The sequence below is a fragment of the Halomonas sp. HK25 genome (assembly GCF_047795635.1).
In the GTDB taxonomy this organism is placed as follows: Bacteria; Pseudomonadota; Gammaproteobacteria; order Pseudomonadales; family Halomonadaceae; genus Halomonas.
This window is the reverse complement of sequence record NZ_CP181044.1, coordinates 2,873,721-2,892,973: the sequence shown is the minus strand read 5'-3', so window position 1 is coordinate 2,892,973 and position 19,253 is coordinate 2,873,721. Positions and strand designations below refer to the sequence as shown.

The 19,253-nt window shown below is 67.3% G+C and carries 18 protein-coding genes; 12 read left to right on the top strand and 6 right to left on the bottom strand.

The annotated features are described in order from the left end of the window. Positions 1-182 precede the first annotated feature (182 nt). From ACM26W_RS13760 to sixA, 4 genes are all read left to right on the top strand, one after another. Positions 183-1,754 (top strand): Re/Si-specific NAD(P)(+) transhydrogenase subunit alpha, encoded by a 1,572-nt coding sequence (locus tag ACM26W_RS13760; protein ID WP_416137540.1) that lies wholly within the window; start codon positions 183-185, stop codon positions 1,752-1,754. A gap of 15 nt (positions 1,755-1,769) precedes the next feature. Next, positions 1,770-3,212, top strand: a complete 1,443-nt coding sequence (locus ACM26W_RS13755) for an NAD(P)(+) transhydrogenase (Re/Si-specific) subunit beta (protein WP_416137539.1) — start codon at positions 1,770-1,772, stop codon at positions 3,210-3,212. Between the two features lie 157 nt (positions 3,213-3,369). Then, complete coding sequence (locus ACM26W_RS13750; RefSeq protein ID WP_416137538.1) at positions 3,370-4,443, top strand: NAD(P)H-dependent glycerol-3-phosphate dehydrogenase; 1,074 nt, start codon at positions 3,370-3,372, stop codon at positions 4,441-4,443. Beyond that, entirely contained in the window at positions 4,436-4,912 is a 477-nt protein-coding gene (sixA, locus tag ACM26W_RS13745; protein WP_416137537.1) for a phosphohistidine phosphatase SixA, read from the top strand. Before ACM26W_RS13750 ends, sixA begins: the two co-directional genes overlap by 8 nt. Positions 4,913-5,375: 463 nt before the next feature. Here the strand turns inward: sixA and ACM26W_RS13740 are convergent, their stop codons facing one another. Further along, a complete protein-coding gene (locus ACM26W_RS13740; protein ID WP_416137536.1) occupies positions 5,376-6,323 on the bottom strand; it encodes an AEC family transporter in 948 nt (315 codons plus the stop codon). A gap of 224 nt (positions 6,324-6,547) precedes the next feature. On the opposite strand from ACM26W_RS13740, the gene ACM26W_RS13735 reads away from it, so the two are divergent. The 3 genes from ACM26W_RS13735 to ACM26W_RS13725 are packed head-to-tail and all read left to right on the top strand — an operon-like array spanning position 6,548 to position 9,317. After that, positions 6,548-7,357 (top strand): alpha/beta fold hydrolase, encoded by an 810-nt coding sequence (locus ACM26W_RS13735; RefSeq protein WP_416140895.1) that lies wholly within the window; start codon positions 6,548-6,550, stop codon positions 7,355-7,357. Then, complete coding sequence (locus tag ACM26W_RS13730; protein ID WP_416137535.1) at positions 7,354-8,232, top strand: alpha/beta fold hydrolase; 879 nt, start codon at positions 7,354-7,356, stop codon at positions 8,230-8,232. Before ACM26W_RS13735 ends, ACM26W_RS13730 begins: the two co-directional genes overlap by 4 nt. A gap of 5 nt (positions 8,233-8,237) precedes the next feature. Then, positions 8,238-9,317: a patatin-like phospholipase family protein gene (locus ACM26W_RS13725; protein WP_416137534.1), complete on the top strand. Its 1,080-nt coding sequence runs from the start codon at positions 8,238-8,240 to the stop codon at positions 9,315-9,317. 7 nt (positions 9,318-9,324) lie between these two features. On the opposite strand, the gene ACM26W_RS13720 is transcribed toward ACM26W_RS13725, so the two are convergent. After that, positions 9,325-9,897 carry a Smr/MutS family protein gene (locus ACM26W_RS13720; protein WP_416137533.1) on the bottom strand — a complete coding sequence of 191 codons (573 nt, stop codon included), beginning with the start codon at positions 9,895-9,897 and terminating at the stop codon, positions 9,325-9,327. A gap of 112 nt (positions 9,898-10,009) precedes the next feature. Between ACM26W_RS13720 and prmB the strand changes: the two genes are divergently transcribed. The 5 genes from prmB (at position 10,010) to phaC (ending at position 15,107) form a co-directional block, all read left to right on the top strand. After that, positions 10,010-10,957: a 50S ribosomal protein L3 N(5)-glutamine methyltransferase gene (gene prmB, locus ACM26W_RS13715; protein ID WP_416137532.1), complete on the top strand. Its 948-nt coding sequence runs from the start codon at positions 10,010-10,012 to the stop codon at positions 10,955-10,957. Positions 10,958-10,984: 27 nt separating this feature from the next. After that, positions 10,985-12,070 (top strand): chorismate synthase, encoded by a 1,086-nt coding sequence (gene aroC / locus ACM26W_RS13710; RefSeq protein WP_416137531.1) that lies wholly within the window; start codon positions 10,985-10,987, stop codon positions 12,068-12,070. A gap of 67 nt (positions 12,071-12,137) precedes the next feature. Further along, positions 12,138-12,584, top strand: coding sequence for a hypothetical protein (locus ACM26W_RS13705; protein ID WP_416137530.1), 447 nt, complete (start codon positions 12,138-12,140; stop codon positions 12,582-12,584). Positions 12,585-12,701: 117 nt separating this feature from the next. After that, a complete protein-coding gene (locus ACM26W_RS13700) occupies positions 12,702-13,127 on the top strand; it encodes a phasin family protein (RefSeq protein ID WP_416137529.1) in 426 nt (141 codons plus the stop codon). A gap of 141 nt (positions 13,128-13,268) precedes the next feature. Next, a complete protein-coding gene (phaC, locus tag ACM26W_RS13695) occupies positions 13,269-15,107 on the top strand; it encodes a class I poly(R)-hydroxyalkanoic acid synthase (RefSeq protein ID WP_416137528.1) in 1,839 nt (612 codons plus the stop codon). 140 nt (positions 15,108-15,247) lie between these two features. Here the strand turns inward: phaC and lnt are convergent, their stop codons facing one another. Genes lnt through ACM26W_RS13675 form a run of 4 tightly spaced genes read right to left on the bottom strand, consistent with a single transcriptional unit; the run spans position 15,248 to position 19,212 of the window. Next, complete coding sequence (gene lnt, locus ACM26W_RS13690) at positions 15,248-16,714, bottom strand: apolipoprotein N-acyltransferase (RefSeq protein ID WP_416137527.1); 1,467 nt, start codon at positions 16,712-16,714, stop codon at positions 15,248-15,250. Between the two features lie 34 nt (positions 16,715-16,748). Continuing rightward, the gene (locus ACM26W_RS13685; RefSeq protein WP_416137526.1) at positions 16,749-17,618 is read right to left on the bottom strand and encodes an HlyC/CorC family transporter; all 870 of its coding nucleotides are present in this window, start codon (positions 17,616-17,618) and stop codon (positions 16,749-16,751) included. Then, positions 17,615-18,130 carry an rRNA maturation RNase YbeY gene (gene ybeY, locus ACM26W_RS13680; RefSeq protein ID WP_416137525.1) on the bottom strand — a complete coding sequence of 172 codons (516 nt, stop codon included), beginning with the start codon at positions 18,128-18,130 and terminating at the stop codon, positions 17,615-17,617. Before ybeY ends, ACM26W_RS13685 begins: the two co-directional genes overlap by 4 nt. Then, positions 18,127-19,212: a PhoH family protein gene (locus ACM26W_RS13675; protein ID WP_416137524.1), complete on the bottom strand. Its 1,086-nt coding sequence runs from the start codon at positions 19,210-19,212 to the stop codon at positions 18,127-18,129. The genes ybeY and ACM26W_RS13675 overlap by 4 nt, the downstream gene beginning before the upstream one ends. Positions 19,213-19,253 lie beyond the last annotated feature (41 nt).

Below are 19,253 nucleotides of genomic sequence, written 5' to 3'. Positions count from 1 at the left end.
TCACAGGCCGGCGGGGGGCTTGTTGTTCGGGGGCGACTCGCCGAGTGCCGAGCCGTGACAGGCTGTCGCGTTGAACTTGATCCCTTCGCCACGGTGTGCTGCTCTATGTAACTCTGGTGAGAAGACGACCGACACCGCGGGTGTCGAAAGCTGTCCTGCGACCTGCATTCAGGAGAAAAAACGTGAAGATCGGCGCACCCAAGGAAAGTGCCGCGGGGGAAGCGCGTGTCGCGCTGACCCCCGAGAGCGCTCAGCAGATCCAGAAACTGGGACACGAGTGTCTTGTGGAGAGCGGAGCCGGCGAGGCGGCGGGCTTCACCGACGAAGCCTACCGCGCGGCGGGCGTCACCGTCATCGAGGGGGCCGAGGCGCTGTGGCGCGACGCCGAGGTGGTCATCAAGGTCCGCGAGCCCTCCGAGGAGGAGGCCGATCGCCTGCGGGAGGGGCAGACGCTGGTCAGCTTCTTCTGGCCGGCTCAGAGCGAGGCGCTGCTGGAGCGCTGCCGTGCGAAGGGGGCCAGCGTGATCGCCATGGATATGGTGCCGCGCATCTCTCGGGCGCAGAAGATGGACGCGCTCTCCTCCATGGCCAACATCGCCGGCTACCGGGCGGTGATCGAGGCGGGTAATCACTTCGGACGCTTCTTCACCGGCCAGGTGACGGCCGCCGGCAAGGTGCCCCCGGCCAAGGTGCTGGTGATCGGTGCCGGGGTCGCGGGTCTGGCCGCCACCGGCACCGCGGTGAGCCTGGGGGCCATGGTGCGTGCCTTCGATGTGCGGCCCGAGGTCGCCGAGCAGATCGAGTCCATGGGCGCCGAGTTCGTGTTCCTCGACTTCGAGGAGAGCCAGGACGGCGCCGAGACCGGCGGCTACGCGTCGCCCTCCAGTCCGGAGTTTCGCGAGAAGCAGCTCGAGTGCTTCCGCGCGCAGGCGCCTGACATCGATATCGTCATCACCACCGCGCTGATTCCCGGCCGCCCGGCGCCCAAGCTGTGGCTTGAGGACATGGTGGCGGCCATGAAGCCCGGCTCGGTGATCATCGACCTGGCCGCCGAGAAGGGCGGTAACTGCGACTTGACCGTTGCCGACGAGCGGGTGGTGACCGATAACGGCGTGGTGGTGATCGGCTACACCGACTTCCCCTCGCGCATGGCCACCCAGTCCTCCCTGCTCTACGCCACCAACATCCGTCACATGCTCACCGACCTGACGCCGGAAAAGGATGGCGTGGTGGTGCACGACATGGAGGACGACGTGATTCGTGGCGCCACGGTGACCCACCAGGGCGAGGTCACTTTCCCGCCGCCTCCGCCCAAGGTGAAGGCGATCGCCGCGGCCAAGCCCAAGCCCAAGGAGAAGGCGCCGACGCCGCAGGAGAAGAAGGCCGCGGAGCTGTCGGTCTTCAAGGCCCAGACCAAGCGCCAGGCCATCATGCTCGGGGTGGGCGGTGCCTTGATGCTGCTGCTGGCTCAGATCGCCCCGGCCTCCTTCATGCAGCACTTCATCGTCTTCGTGCTGGCCTGCTTCGTGGGCTTCCAGGTGATCTGGAACGTCAGCCACTCGCTGCATACGCCACTGATGGCGCTGACCAATGCCATCTCCGGGATCATCATTCTCGGCGCCGTGCTGCAGATCGGTTCGGGGAACTGGGTCGTCATGCTGTTGGCGGGTATCTCGGTGCTGATCGCCACCATCAATATCGTGGGCGGCTTCCTGGTGACACGCCGGATGCTGGCCATGTTCCAGAAGTCCTGATCCCGGAGAGATGACATGCTGAGTCAAGGATTTGTATCGGCCGCGGCGATTGCGGCAAGCGTGCTCTTCATCCTCTCCCTGGGGGGGCTGAGCAATCAGGAGAAAGCCAAGCGGGCAGTATGGTACGGCATCATCGGCATGGCGTTGGCGGTGTTGTTTACCGCCCTGGGCCCCGGTATCGGCGCTCACTGGCTGATGATTCCCCTGATCATCATCGGCGCGGCGATCGGCTGGGTCGTGGCCAAGCGGGTGGCGATGACCGAGATGCCCCAGCTGGTGGCGGCGCTGCATAGCTTCGTAGGCCTGGCCGCCGTGTTCGTGGCCTGGAACGCCGACCTGGAGCGACGCCGGGTGCTGGCCGTCCAGGCCGTGGGGGGAGCGACCGAGCAGTTCTCCGCCTTCGCCGCCCTGGTGGCCACCAAGGCCCCCGACGAGCTGACCTTCCTGCAGTTGGAAGTCATATTCGCCATCTTCATCGGGGCGGTGACCTTCACCGGCTCGGTGATCGCCTTCGGCAAGCTGGCCGGCAAGGTCGACGGCAAGGCCAAGCAGCTGCCCGGGGGCCACAAGCTGAATGCGGGCGCCGCGGTGCTCTCGCTGCTGCTGGCCATCCTCTACCTCAACGGCGCCGGCTTCTGGACCCTGCTGGTGCTGGCCGCTCTGGCGTTCTTCATCGGCTACCACCTGATCATGGGCATCGGCGGCGCCGACATGCCGGTGGTGGTGTCGATGCTCAACAGCTACTCGGGCTGGGCGGCGGCGGCCATCGGCTTCACCCTCTCCAATGACCTGCTGATCGTGACCGGCGCTCTGGTGGGCTCCTCGGGGGCGATCCTCTCCTACATCATGTGCAAGGCGATGAACCGCAACTTCATCAGCGTGATCCTGGGGGGCTTCGGTGGCACCACGGGGCCGGCGGCGGAGATCGAGGGCGAACAGGTGGCCATCGATGTCGCCGGGGTGGCGGCCACGCTCAACAATGCCGACAGCGTGATCATCGTGCCGGGCTACGGCATGGCGGTGGCCCAGGCCCAGAACTCGGTCAGCGAGCTGGTGCGCAAGCTGCGCGCCGCCGGCAAGGAGGTGCGCTTCGCCATCCACCCGGTGGCCGGTCGCCTGCCCGGGCACATGAACGTGCTGCTGGCCGAGGCGCGGGTGCCCTATGACATCGTCATGGAGATGGACGAGATCAATGATGATTTTCCGCGCACCGACGTGGCGATCGTCATTGGCTCCAACGACATCGTCAATCCGGCGGCTCAGGACGACCCCAATAGCCCCATTGCCGGCATGCCGGTGCTGGAGGTGTGGAAGGCCAGGGTGGTCTTCGTCAGTAAGCGGGGTCAGGGCACCGGCTATTCGGGCATCGAGAACCCGCTGTTCTACAAGGAGAACACCCGGATGCTCTACGGTGATGCCCGTGATAGCATCGATTCGCTGCTGTCACATATCGACTAGGCCGCTGGCTGTCGGCTTGCCGTGAAGGTCGGTCGACAGAGTGGTTACCGGGGCCCGAATCGGCTGACGATTCGGGCCCCTTTTTCGCTACAATCGTGACTCCATTCCCCCCCGATTCCATCCATCCTGATTTCATCAATAACAGGCGGGACCGACCATGGCAGAGGAACAGATGAAGGTGGCGGTGCTGGGCGGCGGCAGCTTCGGCACCGCCCTGGCCAGTATCGCCGCCGACAATGGTGGCAGGGTGCGCCAGTGGCTGCGTGACCCCGAGCTGGCCGAGCAGATCAATCGCGAGCATCGCAACGGCCGCTACCTGCCTGACTATGCGATCAATCCCGCGGTGGTTGCCTCCACCGATATGGCAGAGGTGCTGGACGAGGCCGGCCTCGTCCTGGTGGCGATCCCCTCCAAGGCCTTCCGTGAGGTGGTGCGCCAGGCTCGCCCCTGGCTGACCCCGGACCAGATCCTGGTCAGCACCACCAAGGGCATCCAGGAGGAGGGCTTCAAGCTGATGAGCCAGATCCTCGAGGAGGAGACCGGATTCCCCCATATCGGCGTGATCTCCGGGCCCAACCTGGCCTCGGAGGTCGCCCAGAAGCAGCTCACCGCCACGGTGATCGCCAGCGACGACCCCGAGACCCGCACCCGCGTGCAGACGGCGCTGGGTTGCGACTACTTTCGGGTCTACGCCAGCAACGACCGCCACGGCGTCGAACTTGGCGGAGCGTTGAAGAACATCTACGCCATCACGGCCGGGATGGCCGCCGCGCTGGGGATGGGCGAGAACACCCGCAGCATGCTGATGACCCGGGCACTGGCGGAGATGAGCCGCTTCGCCGTCTATCGGGGCGCCAACCCCATGACCTTTCTGGGACTCGCCGGGGTTGGCGACCTGATCGTGACCTGCTCCTCGGCTCTCTCGCGGAACTACCGGGTCGGCTATGCCCTGGGCGAGGGCCGCACCCTGGACGAGGCGGTGGCGGCGCTGGGGCAGGTGGCCGAGGGGGTCAACACCGTGCGCCTGGTGCGTGAAAAGGCCCGCCAGGAAGGTGTCTACATGCCGCTGGCGGAAGGGCTTTATCAGGTGTTGTTCAAGGGCGTACCGGCCAAGGAGATGGCGCGCATGCTGATGCTCGGCGAGCAGAGCAGCGACGTGGAGTTCGTGCTGGCCCGCGAGGACGTGCAGCGCGCCCACCGCGAGAGCGGGGGCGGGGGCGCCAATGGTTGAGCGCCTGCTGATCCTGCGCCACGGTCAGGCGGGGCCGGGGCGACCGGATGCCGAGCGGGCGCTGACCGGGCAGGGTCGCCGCGAGGTCGCGCGCATGGCCGCCTGGCTGGCGGAACGCGAAGACCTTGCCGGCCTGCACCTGCTGGCCAGCCCCTACGAGCGTGCGCAGCAGACGGCCGCCATCCTTGGTGAGGCGCTGGCCGCCCCGGTGGAGACGCTGCCGATCATTACCCCCGACGACGACCCCGCGGCGGTGGCCGACTGGCTGCTGGCGCGGCCCGAGGGGCGGCCGCTGGTGATGGTCAGCCATATGCCGCTGGTGGGCGCGCTCACCGGCCTGCTGGTGGAGGGCCGCGCCGACCGCGGCCCGAGCTTTCCCACCGCGGCGGTGGCCGAACTCGAGGCCGAGGTGTGGGCCGCGGGCTGCGCCCGCCAGATGCGCTTCGTTGCTCCCGTAGACCTGGGTTAGGTCAGGCTGTTCGCAGCTTGGCGTGAAATTAGGTTTTTCGCAGTTTGGCGTGACAGACTCGGGGCGGTCTCTTCCCTTGGTGAGGCTTCAGACGACTGGTGGGAGATCGGCTCCGCCGAGCGAATGGCGCCGCAGGCGCCCCGGCAGCGTTGCTTGCGTTTCCGCCTACCCGCCAGGAGCCCTTCGGTCTCCCTTCGCCGAAGCGACGAACCGCGGCGAAGGCGCCTCGGCGGTGTTAAATGTGTTGAAGCCAGTCGCTTAGGAGTCCTACGGCCTCCATTCGCCCGGCAAAGCCAGGCTCCCACAGTGCGCCTCCTGCAGAACAGGTTCACGCCAAAGTGCGAAGAACCTCAGATCAACCCCGCCACCTTCAAGGCGAATGCCCCGACGGTAATCGTCAGGCTGGCCATCAGGGTAGTCAGGGCGATGCAGTTAGAGAACGCGCTGAGCAGCGCCATCTCGCTCAGATCAACCCCGCCACCTTCAAGGCGAATGCTCCGACGGTGATCGTCAGGCTGGCCATCAGGGTGGTCAGGGCGATGATGTTGGCGCTGAGCACGGCGTTGCCGCCCATCGCCTTGGTCATCACGAAGGCGGCCGCCGCGGTGGGGCTGGCGAAGAACAGGAACATCACCCCCAGCTCGCGGCCCTCGAAGCCGGCCAGCCAGGCCGCCGTGGTGGCCAGCACCGGCACCGTGACCATCTTCAGCAGGCTGGCGCTGGTGGCCAGGCGGCCGGACTCGCGGATGGCGTTCAACGACAGGGTGGCGCCGATGCAGATCAGCGCCAGCGGCAGGGTGAGCGAGGCGAAGTACTCCCCCGAGGTCATCAGCCAGCCGGGCAGTTGCAGCTCCAGGGCAGCCACCGGGATCGCCGCCACCACGGCGAGGATCAGCGGGTTGCGCGCGATATGCGACAGGATGCTGCGCCAGTCCGCGCTCTGGCCCTCCTGATAGGTGGCCAGTGCCACTACCGAGAAGGCGTTGTAGGTCAGGATCACCACCCCCAGCAGCAGCCCCCCGGCGGAGAGCCCGTAGTCGCCGTACATGCCCGCCGCCAGCGCCAGCCCCACGATGCCGCAGTTGCCGCGAAAGGCCCCCTGGATATAGACCCCGCGCTCCTGATAGGGCACCCGCAGCCGGGCCCAGCCCCAGCAGAACAGGAAGCTGCCCAGAGTGGCCAGGGCGAAGAAAGCCAGCAGCTTGGGGTTGAGGGTCGCGTCCAGGTCGGCCTTGATGATGCTGAGAAAGATCAGCGCCGGCATGGTGCCGCGGAACACCAGCTGTGAGGCGGTAGAGACGAAGGCGGCATCGATCCACCCGGCGCGTTTGAGGCCCAGACCGATGAAGACCATGGCGAACACCGGCAGGGTGACCTCGAGGGTCTGAGTGAAGAGGGCGTAAAGGTTCATGGGGCCGGCTCCTAGCGAGCCAGCCACAGGCCGAGGATGATCGCGGCGATTACGGCGGTGAAGAAGATCCGGTTGCGGGTTCGGGTGTCGCGAGGGGGCTTGGGGGTCGAGTTCACAGGGGCTCCAGAGAAAGGGCAGGCGGGAAGGTGACTTGGCGAATCATGGTAATCCCGTTAGCCTGCTACGGCCAGAAGGGCCCTGCCCGCCAGACCACGGATGCCGCCATGACCCCATCACCCGACCGTCACCGCCTGCTCTTCGCCCACGCCAACGGCTTTCCCGGCTCGAGCTATCGCAGCTTCCTCGGCCCCCTGGCCGAGCGCTTCGATGTCCATCCCCTCGATCGCCTGGGCCACCATCCCGACTTTCCGGTGGGCCACAACTGGCTGGTCTTGCGCGACGAGCTGCTTCACTACCTCGAGGATCTCGAGGGTCCCGTGATTGGGGTGGGCCATTCCATGGGCGGGGTCTTGATGGCCATGGCAGCCGAGGCCGCTCCCGAGCGCTTTCGCTGCGTGGTGATGCTCGACCCGCCACTGATGCTGGGGCTCGATGCCTGGGCCATGAAGGCCGCCAAGCGCTTCGGCTTCGTGGAGCGGGTGACTCCGGCGCGCTATAGCCGCGGTCGGCGCACCCTGTGGCCCGACCGCGATGCCATGCGTCATTCGCTGCGCCGTCGCCGGCTGTTCCGGCGCTTCACCTCCGAGGCCCTGGACGACTATGTGGAGGGGGGGACCCGGCTGCTCGACGATGGCCAGGCGGTGCTGGTCTACGACCCCGAGGTGGAGGTGGAGATCTTCTGTCATCTGCCGGACCACCTGGGCGACCTGCCGAGGCGGCTGCGGGTACCCCATGCGCTGCTCGCCGGTGAGGACTCCGACCTGCTTACGCCGCGCCGTCGACGGCGCCTGGAGCGCCACGGGGTGCCGGTGACCCTGGTGCCAGGGACCCACATGTTCCCCATGGAGCACCCGGCCGAGGCCCGCGAGATCCTGCTCGAGACCCTCGATTCCCTGCTGGAGATGCGTCCATGACTGATCCCGGTGAACTGCGCCTGGCCCACGGCCGCCTGGCGGCCCTGACCTGGGGCGAGGAGGGCGCACCCACCTGGCTGGCCCTGCACGGCTGGCTCGACAACGCCGCCAGCTTCTCGCGGCTGGCGCCGCGGCTGGTGGCGCGACTGGGTATCCGGGTGGTGGCGCTGGACTTCGCCGGTCATGGCCACTCGGCCCATTCGCCGGGCGACTACGCCCTGTGGGACTACTGCCACGACGTGCTGGATGCCGCCGAGTCGCTGGGCCTCGAGCGACTGACGCTGCTGGCCCACTCCATGGGCGCAGGGGTCGCCTGCCTGACCGCGGCGGCGCTGCCCGAGCGGCTCTCTCGGCTGGTGCTGATCGATGGCCTGGGGGCGGTGACCACCGAGGCCGAGCGCGCCCCCGGTCAGTTGCGCCGAGGCCTGCTGGCTCATCGTCGCGCGTCCTCCCCGGCACCGCACTATCCTGACAGCAAGACCGCCGTGGCGGCGCGGGTCGCGGGTGGCGCCACGCCCATCGATGCCGACACCGCCGCCCCACTGGTCGAGAGAAACCTGCTGGTGCTGGAGGGGGGGCGGGTCGGCCTGCGCACCGATGGCCGCCTGGTCCGGCCGTCGCCGGTGCGCTTCTGCCCGGAGCAGGTGCTGGCCTGCCTGGGCACGATCCGCTGCCCGACGCTGCTGGTCGAAGGGGAGACGGGAATCCTGGGCGATAGCGAGCGTGCCTGTGCGGCACGCTCGGCCCTTCCGGAGCTCGTGCGCCGGGTGCTTCCCGGCGGCCACCACCTGCATCTTGAGGCAGACGCCGTGGCCGAGGTGGCCGCCACGGTCGCGGCATGGAGCGATGACACCGGCCACTCGGCAGAGGAGTGAGGGTCATGAGCATAGCAGGACAGGATGGCAAGCGGGTCGCCCTGGTGCTGGGCAGCGGCGGTGCGCGCGGCTATGCCCATATCGGGGTCATCGATGAGCTCGAATCGCGGGGCTACGAGATAGTGGCGATCGCCGGCTGCTCCATGGGCGCTCTGATCGGCGGCGTCTATGCGGCTGGGCAGCTCAAGGGCTATCGCGACTGGGTCTGTCGCCTCGACTACTTCGACGTGCTCAGGCTGGTGGACGTCACCTGGAGCCCCATGGGTGCCATGCGTGCCAACAAGGTAATGGAGAAGCTGGAGTCCCTGGTCGGCGACGTGCGCATCGAGGATTTGCCTATCCCCGTCACCACCGTGGCCACCGACCTCACTCGCCAGCGTGAGGTATGGTTCCAGAGCGGACCGCTGCTGGAGGCGGTCCGCGCCTCCATCGCGGTGCCCGGCGTGATCACCCCGGTGCACCGCGGGGACCAGGTGCTGGTGGACGGCGGCCTTCTCAACCCGCTGCCGATCATGCCCACCGTTTCCGCCCACGCCGACTTCGTGATGGCGGTCAACGTCACCGCCCACAGCCCGCGTCCAGTGACCCTGGAGGAGCTGCTGCCTCCGGATCAGGCCGAGGAGGAGCGTGCCCGAGAGCGAGCGCGAGACGCCGGCGGCATCGACTTCGGCGGCTGGGTCGAGGAGGTGAAGAGCGCCGCAAGTCGCTGGTTCAATGGCTTGAGTGCGGGCTACGGCCGTGTTGATGACAGGGAGGGTGACCAGAGCGAGGTTGGCATCCGACGCCGGGAGTGGGGAAGGCTGGACATGGTGCTGGAGTCGTTCGACATCACCCAGGCGGCCCTGGCCAAGTACAAGGTGGCGGGCTATCCGCCAGACGTGCTGATCGAGGTGCCCAAGACCGTGTGCGGCGCCTACGAGTTCCACCGCGCCGAGGCGCTGATCGCCCTGGGTCACCATCTGACGGTGGAGGCGCTGGATCGCTTCGAGGGGCGCCGTCACCCCGGCTGGGGCGCGCGTGGCATCGGGGTGGAGCCGAAGCACCCACAGCCTCTGTTCCCGGGTGTGCCCGAGCCGGGCGATTGAGGAGGGTTCAGACCTCGCCGCGGCGGCGCAGCAGCACGTAGACGGCGCCGGTGCCGCCGTCGGCCTCGATGGCCGACGTGAAGGCCAGTACGGCTGGCCACTCGCGCAGCCAGGCATTGACGTGGCTCTTGATCACCGGATAGTCGCTGGTGGCGCCCCACGCCTTGCCGTGGACCACCAGCACGCAGCGGCGCCGCTCGGCGCTCGCCTCGCGCAGGAAGGCCTCCAGTTCGGTGCGGGCCTCCTCCAGGGTGTGGCCGTGCAGGTCCAGCCCCGCTTCCCAGGCCAGCTGGCCGCGCTTTAGCCGCTGGCGGGTGCGCCAGGGCAGGTCGGGCAGGGCAAACTCCAGATACTCCGAGGGGCGAACGGCCTCGACCCGCCCGTCGGAGGTGCGGCCGCTACCGCCAGCCTCGCTGGCGGCCTGGGCGGCGGCGCGGCGCTCGGCGGCGGCCGCATCCTCCCGCCGCGGACGACCGGGGTCGGCGCGGTTGGTGCGCAGGCGGCGCACGCCAGCCTCGCGCAGCGCCTGGTGGAAGGCGCTGATCTCGTCGTCGTCCGGGCGGTGGCGGTCTCGGCTCATGGCGGTCGGGGCCAGGTGGGGTAAGGGGGGGCCAGTATAACCAGCGTGACGTGGCTGTGAACCGTCTCGACGGTTACAATCGTTCCCCCCGCCGACAACCACAGGACACCACGTGGCCGCTCGCAATGACTCCTCCTCGACCCTGACCCTTCCCGACGCCGAGCTGCGCGATGGCCTGGTGACCTTGCGCGACTGCCTGCGCTGGGCGGCCAGCGAGTTCTTCCTGGCCGGGCTCTTCTACGGCCACGGCACCGAGTCCGCCTGGGACGAGGCGGTGGCGCTGACCCTGGGCGCCCTGCATCTGCCCTGGAACGTCGACCCGGCGGTGCTCGACGCCCGCCTGCTGCCCGTCGAGCGCGGCCGCATCGTGGCCCTGGTGCGCGAGCGCATCACCACACGCCGCCCGCTGCCCTACCTGCTGGGCGAGGCCTTCTTCGCCGGCTACCCCTTCGACGTGGACGACCGCGTGTTGATCCCGCGCTCGCCCATCGCCGAGCTGATCGAGCACGGTTTCGCCGCCTGGTTCCCCGAGGAGCCGCCGGCCCGGGTGCTCGACCTGTGTGCCGGCTCCGGCTGCATCGGCATCGCCACCGCCCTGCACCTGCCCACCTGCGAGGTGGATCTCGGCGATATCAGCCAGGAGGCCCTGGCGGTGGCCCGCCAGAACATCACCCGTCACGACGTGGGCGAGCGTGTGCGTGCCGTGGAGTCCGACCTGTTTGCCGCGCTGCCAGGGCGCTACGACCTGATCGTCTCCAACCCGCCCTATGTGGATATCCGCGACCTGGCCACCATGCCCGCCGAGTTTCGCCACGAGCCGGCCCTGGCGCTGGGCGCCGGCAGCGACGGCCTCGACATCGTGCGGTGCATCCTGGGCGAGGCTCGCGAGCATCTCACCGAGCGCGGCGTGCTGGTCGTCGAGGTCGGCAACTCCGACCACCACCTGGAGGCCGCCTTCCCCGAGGTGCCCTTCCTGTGGCTCGAATTCGAGCGCGGTGGTCAGGGGGTGTTCGCCCTCACCGCCGATGAACTCGACGCCCATGCGGCGTCCTTCGCCTGATCCACGCCCTTTCAAGGAGAAGCGCCCATGTCCGGCAACACCTTCGGCAAGCTGTTTACCGTCACCACCTTCGGCGAGAGCCACGGCCCCGCGCTGGGTGCCATCGTCGATGGCTGCCCGCCGGGGCTGCCCCTCAGCGAGCAGGATCTGCAGCGTGACCTCGACCGCCGTCGCCCCGGCACCTCCCGCCACACCACCCAGCGCCGCGAGCCCGACCAGGTGAAGATCCTCTCCGGGGTCTTCGAGGGGGTCACCACCGGCACCTCGATCGGCCTGCTGATCGAGAACACCGATCAGCGCTCCAAGGACTACGGCAACATCAAGGACCAGTTCCGCCCGGCTCACGCCGACTACAGCTATCACCACAAGTACGGTATCCGCGACTACCGCGGCGGCGGGCGCTCCAGCGCCCGGGAGACCGCCATGCGGGTGGCCGCCGGGGCCATCGCCAAGCAGTACCTGGCCACTCAGGGCATCACCGTGCGCGGCTACATGAGTCAGCTGGGGCCCATCGAGATCGCCTTCCAGGAGTGGGAATCGGTGGACGACAACCCCTTCTTCTGTCCCGACCCGGCGCGGGTGGCGGAGCTCGAGGCCTACATGGACCAGCTGCGCCGCGACCAGGATTCGGTGGGCGCGAAGATCACGGTGGTGGCCGAGGGCGTGCCCCCCGGACTCGGCGAACCGGTGTTCGATCGCCTGGACGCCGAGCTGGCCCACGGCCTGATGAGCATCAACGCGGTGAAGGGCGTTGAGATCGGCGACGGCTTCACATCCGTAGCCAGCCGCGGCAGCGAGCACCGCGACGAGATGACCCCTGAGGGCTTCCTCTCCAACCATGCCGGCGGGGTGCTGGGCGGCATCTCCAGCGGCCAGGCCATTGTCGCCCACCTGGCCCTCAAGCCCACCTCCAGCATCACCACCCCCGGGCGCAGCATCGACGTCCACGGCAAGGCGGTAGAGGTGGTCACCAAGGGACGCCATGACCCTTGCGTGGGCATTCGCGCCACGCCCATCGCCGAGGCGATGATGGCACTGACGCTGATGGACCACCTGCTGCGCCATCGCGGCCAGAACGCCGGGGTGCGCGTGGAGACCCCGGTGCTGCGTTGAGGATGGCTCCGCCAGGCAGTGCATGGGCTGCTACACTGCCTGGCATCACCATCGCAAGGGCAATGCCATGAAGATCAATGTCGAGTTCGACCTGACCCCCGAGGAGTTTCGCCAGTCGCTTGGCCTGCCTGATGTGGCGGTCTTCCAGCAGCAGCTGCTGAGCCAAATCAAGGAGCAGATGGAATCTGGCGTCGAGGGCTATGACCCCATGAGCCTGATGCAGCCCTTCCTCCAGCAGTCGGGCATGGGGCCGGGGCTGACCCAGGGGCTCTCCCAAGGGCTTTCCCAGGGGCTGTCCAGCTTCGGTACCTATCAGCAGATGATGCTCGACATGCTCAAGCAGGCCGGCCAGAGCGCATCTCAGGGTGAGTCCGACGAGGCCAGGGCGTCGAAGAGCAAGGCCGCGGAGTTCGCCGGCTCCTCGAGCGCGTCGAGCAAGGCTACAGGCAGCGGCGGCGCGGCGAAGAAGAGCACCGCCAGCGCTCGCTCCCGGGCGAAACCCAAGGGCGAGTGACCTCGTTAGCCCTTTTATCGTCTTGCAACATGGGGCATGGCAGACTACGCTTTGTGCAGTGCAACATGTTGTCGGGCGCGCCGTCCGTCAATCGTCACCGTTTCGGGAGGAAGTCCCATGCAAGACAAGATGATCGAAACCTTCAACGAGCAGACTCGCCAGTTCTTCGAGCCGATGCGCAAGCTCAACTCCCTCATGCTGGACAACATGGAGAAGCTGACCCAGTACCAGATGGAGTCCATGAAGCGCTACAGCCAGCTCGGTACCGAGCAGCTGCGCGACGCCAGCGAGGTGAGCGACACCGATTCCATGCAGGCGTTCAGCGCCCGTCAGGCGGAGGTGATGAACCAGCTCTCCCAGCAGATGCTCGAAGACGCCAAGGCGCTCTCCGAGATGAGCCAGGAGTTCAAGACCGAGTTGGAGACGCTGTTCGCCGAGCAGGCCAAGATGGCCGAGAAGGTCGCAGCCAAGGCCGCCGGTGGCGAGCCGGAGAAGGCCGAAACCGCCAAGGCCACTTCCGCGCGCGGTGCCAGCAAGAGCTGAGTCGGCGTCGCCGGATGAACACAACCAGCGGCACGCCCAGGCGTGCCGCTGACCAGGCCGCTACCCGTGTGCAACGGGTGGCGGGTTTTGTTTTTTCGCAGCCGGCACCCCAGAGGGTGATCGGCGCGCCAGGAGGGGTCAATGCAGCCAGGGGTTGAAGCACCGACACAGGCCGAGCTCGAGGCGTGGAACGCCCAGCTGAAGGAGATCGGCGAGGAGTATCGCGCTCTGATGGGCGATCTGCTGGAGCGCATCGTGCCCAGCGATGCCGCCGATTCCATCTACGGGGACATGCGTGACAGCTTTCAGGCGGCCGCCGAGTCACTGATGGGCAATCCTCCCCAGCTGTGGCAGACCCAGGCGCGGCTGATGCAGGACCAGTTCCAGCTGTGGCAGAACGGCATGCGCGCCATGTCCGGTGAGCAGGTCGAACCGCTGGTGACGCCGCCGAAGGGTGACCGCCGCTTCAAGGACGATGCCTGGACCAGCGATCCCTACTACCTGGCGATCATGCAGCAGTACCTGCTCTTCTCACGCATGGTAGAGGAGCTGATCGAAGGCCTCGACCTGCCCGCAGACCAGAAGCATCGACTGGGCTTCTATGCGCGCCAGCTGGTCAACGCCATGGCGCCGACCAACTTCGCAACCACCAATCCCGAGGTGATGCGCAAGACGATGGAAACCCGCGGTCAGAATCTGGTCGACGGGCTGGCGAGGCTGCGCGAGGACCTGGGTAACTCCGCCGAGGGCCTCAACGTCACCATGACCGACCGCAGCGCCTTCGAGGTCGGCAGCAACATCGCCGTGACGCCGGGATCGGTGGTCTACGAGAACGAGCTGATCCAGCTGATCCAGTACACGCCGACCACCGAGGAGGTCTTCAAGACCCCGCTGCTGGTCATCCCTCCCTGGATCAACAAGTACTACATCCTCGATCTGCGCGAGGACAACTCGCTGGTCAAGTGGCTCGTCGGCCAGGGCCACACCGTGTTCCTGATCTCCTGGCGCAACCCGAGCCCCGCGCAGCGCGACCTCACGTGGGCCGACTTCATGCAACTCGGTCCCATTGACGCCATGGAGGCGATCGAGCAGGCCACCGGCGAGAAATCCGTCAACATGATGAGTTACTGCGTGGGCGGCACCCTGGCCGCCTCCACCGTGGCCTATCTGACCAGCACCCGTCGTGGGCGCAAGGTGAAGTCGGTCACCTACATGACCACCCTGCAGGACTTCCGCGACCCGGGTGAGATTGGCGTCTTCCTTTCCGAGCCGGTCCTGAAGGGCATCGAGGAAAAGATGGCGCGTGACGGCTATCTGGACGGCCGGGTCATGGCCTTCAGCTTCAACCTGCTGCGCGAGAACGATCTCTTCTGGTCGTTTTATATCAGCAACTACCTCAAGGGGGACGTGCCGGCGCCCTTCGACCTGCTCTACTGGAACACCGACGGCACCAACCTGCCGGCGGCTACCCATGGCTGGTACTTGCGACACATGTACCTGGAGAACCGGCTGGTGCAGCCGGGCGGCATCGAGCTGGACGGGGTCAAGATCGACCTGCGCAAGGTCTCCATCCCGAGCTACTTCCTCTCCACACGGGAGGATCACATCGCCAAGTGGAACAGCACCTACTACGGCGCCCTGCTGCCCAAGGGGCCGGTCAAGTTCGTGCTGGGTGGCTCCGGCCATATTGCGGGGGTCGTCAATCCGCCCTACAAGAACAAGTACGGCTACTGGACCAATGACGCCCTGCCCGAGACCCACGAGGAGTGGCTCGCCGGCGCCGAACAGCACGAGGGTTCCTGGTGGCCCCACTGGCAGGAGTGGATGACCTCGAACGGCTATGCCGACGCCGAGAAGATGGTGCCGGCCCGTCAGCCGGGCGACGGTGAGCTCGATATCCTCGAGCCCGCTCCCGGCCGCTACGTCAAGATGACCATCCCCGAAGCGCTCGGCGAAATCCCGCCTTCGTCGGAAGCCTGAAGCTGTAAGCTTGAAGAACGCCTGCTCCGCAGGCTTAAGCTGGAAGAATGCACAACCCCGCCATTACGGCGGGGTTGTTGGTTATTGGGCTAGGCGTATGCTGCCTTCCAGCTTCCAGCTTCCAGCTTCCAGCTTCCAGCTCACGGCTCCCGGCGCAGGCGAAGGCTGGGTAGTATCAGCAGCGCGGCAAGCAGCCAGGCGGGCCAGCTGCCCGTGCGGGTGAAGGGGGTCAGGCCGCTCATGGGAACCGCTTCGCCGGTGATGCTGGCCACCTCGAACTGGGGCGCACGGGCGGTGATGTGGCCCTGGGAGTCGACGATCACGGTCACCCCGTTGCTGGTGGCGCGCACCAGATAGCGGCCGTTCTCCAGCGCCCGCAGCCGGGCCATCTGCAGGTGCTGCAGGGGGCCGATGGACTCGCCGAACCAGGTGTCATTGGAGACCGTCAGCAGCAGCTCGCTGTGCCGGGCGCGCTCGGCCACCAGGTCGGCGTAGATGATCTCGTAGCAGATGGCATTGCCGATGGTGGTGCCGGCGACGCGCATCGGCGCCTGGCCCGAGGGCCCTGGGGTCATGGCCGGCATCGGCAGGTCGAAGAAGGCAATGGTGCCTGCCAGCAGGCTCTCCAGTGGCAGGTACTCGCCGAAAGGTACCAGGTGTTCCTTGCGGTACTGGCCTTCGGCCAGGCCCAGGCCGATCACGCTGTTGAAGTAGCGACCCTCGGCGTCGCGCTGGAGGATGCCGGTGAGCAGGGCAGTGTCGGGGGAGAGGTTGGACTGCACCCGCTCGAGGATCGGCCGCGCCTGGTCCTCGAACATCGGCAGCGCCGCCTCGGGCCAGACGATCAGGTCGATGTCGTCTGGCTGGGCGCGGGTCAGTTCGATGTAGGTATTGGCGGCCTCGCGCTGGCCCTCGGGGGTCCACTTGATCAGCTGGTCCAGGTTGCCCTGCAGCAGGGCGACGCGCAGCGGCTCGCCGGCGGGCTGGGTCCATTGGGTCGGCAGCGCCAGGGGGGCGAGCCACAGGACCGCGATGGGGACGGCGGCCCACCAGCGCCGCGACAGGAGCTCCACCAGCAGGGTGCCACTGAGCGCAGTGATGAGCGAGAGCAGGTAGACGCCGCCGATGGGCGCCCAGGAGGCCAGCGGTGAATCCACGTGGGCACTGCCCAGCAGCAGCCAGGGAAAGCCGGTGAACAACCAGGTCCGCAGCCATTCGCCAAGCACCCAGGCGCCGGCAAACGACAGGAAGGCCAGGCGGGGTCCGGTGAGGCGCCGATAGAGCCACAGGGTCACCGCCAGGAACAACGCCATGCTGGCCACGAACAGCGCGGTGAGAAACACCGCCAGGGGCACGCCGGTGTAGCCGTAGTCGTGGATCGAGACGTAGACCCAGGAGGCACCGGAGCCGAACAGCCCGAGGCCGTAGCACCAGCCGCGCACGGCGGCCTGGCCGGGTGTCAGCGCGTGAATGCCCAGGTAGACCAGGCCCACGGCGACGGGGCCGAGCCACCACAGCTCGAAGGGGGAGGCGGTGAGGGTGGTAAGCACTCCGGCCGCCAGGGCGATCAGGCAGCCGACCAGCGGGGAGAGGCGAAGCTCAGACATCGTGACCGTCCGTGTCATTGGCTATTGCAAGGGCTCAGGCGTCGTCAGGCCCTTGGCAGGGCTCGGCTTCCAGCAGGCGGATGCGGCGATTGTCGGCATTGAGCACGATGAAGCGCCAGCCGCCGATCTCGGTGTGTTCGCCGCGGCCGGGCAGGTGGCCGAAGCGCTGCATCACCAGGCCGCCCAGGGTGTCGAACTCCTCGTCGGAGAAGCGGGTGTCGAAGCGCTCATTGAAATCCTCGATGGGGGTCAGGGCGCGGATGGCGTAGCGGCCCTCGCCCAGCTCGCGGATATCCTCCTCATCGTCGGCGTCATGCTCGTCCTCGATCTCGCCGACGATCTCCTCGAGGATATCCTCGATGGTGACGATGCCAGCGGTGCCGCCATACTCGTCCACCACGATCGCCATATGGTTGTGGGTGTCCTGGAATTCCTTGAGCAGGCTGTTGAGCCGCTTGGACTCCGGCACGAACAGCGCCGCTCGCACCACCTCCTCGAGGCGGAAGGGGCGGCCATTTTCCTGGCCGCCCTGGAGCAGCGGCAGCAGGTCCTTGGCCAGCAGAATGCCCTTGACCTCGTCGAGGTTCTCGCCGATCACCGGATAGCGCGAGTGTCCGGCCTCGAGGATGATCGGCAGGTACTCCTCCAGTGGCTGGTCGAGGCCGATGGCGGTGATCTGGGAGCGGGGGATCAGCACCTCGCGCACCTGCTGATCGCTGATCTTCAGTGCGCCCTCGATGATCATCATGGCGTCCTGTTCGAGCTTCAGGCGGCTGGCCGCCTGGCGCAGGAAGGCGAGCAACTCGTCACGGGAACTGGGCTCGTCGCTGTCGCCGGACAGGGCGTTGAACAGCTTCTCCAGCCAGGATCGGCCGCCCTGGCCGCTCGATCGGTCTTCGCTCATGGGTAGGGTCTCTCGTCCTCGGTAGCGGCGTCGTCGCGGGTAGTGCTGCCGGCTTCACGATAGGGGTCGTCGATGCCGAGGCCGGCCAGGATCTCCCGCTCCAGCCCCTCCATGGCCTCGGCCTCGCCATCCTCGATATGGTCATGACCCAGCAGGTGCAGGGTGCCATGCACCACCATGTGAGCGTAGTGATCGCGTCGGGACTTGTCCTGCTCGGCGGCCTCGGCCGCCACCACCGGATGGCAGATCAGCAGGTCGCCAAGCAGTGGCAGCGCGACGCCGGGCGGGCACTCGAAGGGGAAGGAGAGCACGTTGGTGGGCTTGTCATGGCCGCGATAGTCACGGTTGAGCTGTCGGCTCTCCTCGACGTCCACCAGGCGCACGGTCAGCTCGCTGTCATCGGCCACCTCATGGCGGTCAAACACGGCGGCCACCCAGGCCTCCAGGTCGGCCTGGCTCGGCAGGTCCTCGGCCTCGATGGCTACCTGGCGATCGACCCGGAGGGGGCTCATGACTCGCCTCGCTCACGGTCTAGACGCTCCTGGCGTTCCTGACGTAGCGCCTCGCGTTCCTGCTCTCTGGCCTCCTTGCGGGCGCGCTCGGCGACCTCCTGCCCGGCCTCGAAGTGATCGTAGGCCTCGATGATGCGCTGCACCAGCGGGTGGCGTACCACGTCCTTGGCGGCAAAGTGAGTGGTGCCGATTCCCGGTGTTCCCTTCAGGACCTCCAGTACCTGGATCAGCCCCGAGGTCTGTCCGCGGGGGAGGTCGACCTGGGTTACGTCGCCGGTGATCACCGCGGTGGAGCCGAAGCCGATGCGGGTCAGGAACATCTTCATCTGCTCGCGGGTGGTGTTCTGGCTCTCGTCGAGGATGATGAAGGCGTTGTTGAGGGTGCGACCTCGCATGTAGGCCAGCGGGGCGATCTCGATCACCTGGCGCTCGATCAGCTTGGCGACCTGCTCGAAGCCGATCATCTCGTAGAGGGCGTCATACAGAGGGCGCAGGTAGGGGTCGATCTTCTGGGCCAGGTCGCCAGGCAGGAAGCCGAGCTTCTCGCCGGCCTCCACCGCCGGGCGCACCAGCAGAATGCGACGCACCTCCTGCTGGTTGAGCGCCTCCACCGCGGCGGCCACGGCCAGGTAGGTCTTGCCGGTGCCGGCCGGACCGATGCCGAAGTTGATGTCGTGGGCGCGGATGCTCTGCACATAGGCCTGCTGGTTGAGGCCGCGGGGCTTGATCAGGGTGCGCGGGGTGCGCAGCAGCACCTCGTCGCTACCCTCATTGCCCTCATCCTCCTCCAGGGCCTCGAGCCCGGACTCCTGCAGGAAGAGGTGCACGGTATCCGGCTCCAGATCGCTGGCCTCGGTCTCGCGGTAGAGATGCTCGAGCAGGTTGGCGGCGGCCTTGACCCGGTGGATGGGGCCCGCCAGCTGGAAGATATTGCCGCGGTTGCGCAGGGTGATGCCGAGGCGCGCCTCCACCAGCTTGAGGTGCTCGTCGCGCTGGCCGCACAGGTTGGCCAGGCGGCGGGGGTCATTGGGCTCGAGATTGAGAGTGATGATGCGATTGGCCGGAGTGGATGGCTGGCTCAAGGCTGGCGGATCCCGTGGATGATGGATTTAGGGCAGCTTAC